Origin of the sequence: Kocuria rhizophila, assembly GCF_003667225.1 — a bacterium.
Classification (GTDB): Bacteria; Actinomycetota; Actinomycetes; order Actinomycetales; family Micrococcaceae; genus Kocuria; species Kocuria rhizophila.
Genome location: NZ_RCOM01000170.1, coordinates 1 through 479, shown reverse-complemented (window position 1 = coordinate 479; position 479 = coordinate 1). Strand labels below are relative to the sequence as shown.

1 protein-coding gene is annotated in these 479 nt (G+C 46.1%); it reads right to left on the bottom strand.

Annotated elements, in window-relative coordinates; all coding sequences use genetic code 11:
- On the bottom strand, positions 1 to 479 hold a 479-nt coding region (locus D9R02_RS12475), incomplete at both ends, for a GltB/FmdC/FwdC-like GXGXG domain-containing protein (protein WP_498071532.1).

The following is a 479-nucleotide window of genomic DNA, read 5'->3' as shown; positions in this document are numbered from 1 at the left end:
GTATGATGGAGGGTCAGCCCTTGTGGTATCCACGCACCTAAACTTTGTCCTGCATGCCCGTGCGTTTCAGCTACAATCGTATCTGTTGGCAAGCCATTCAAACCGTGGGCGCGCGTAATTTCACTACCTGTAATGACACCGATGTTACGCTGTTCATTGCCGACTTCGAACTGACCTTTAAAGCGACTGCCCGCTTGAATATGCGCTTGCGATGCGGGTAATAACGTCGTCAAGTCAAAACCATGTTCGAGACCGTGACGTTGTTCAATCTCTTTTGTACGTGGACCGACATGTTGATACAACAAGTTTTCTAACTTCATTTCACGTGCTTTTGGATGATGATAGGCAACAGCTGAACGTTTCAATAAGTCTGTACGACCGACAAGCTCATCGACAGTACGAATACCGAGTTCTGCCATAATTTCACGCAATTCCTCTGCTACAAAATGCATATAATTCACCACATGTTGCGCTTTACC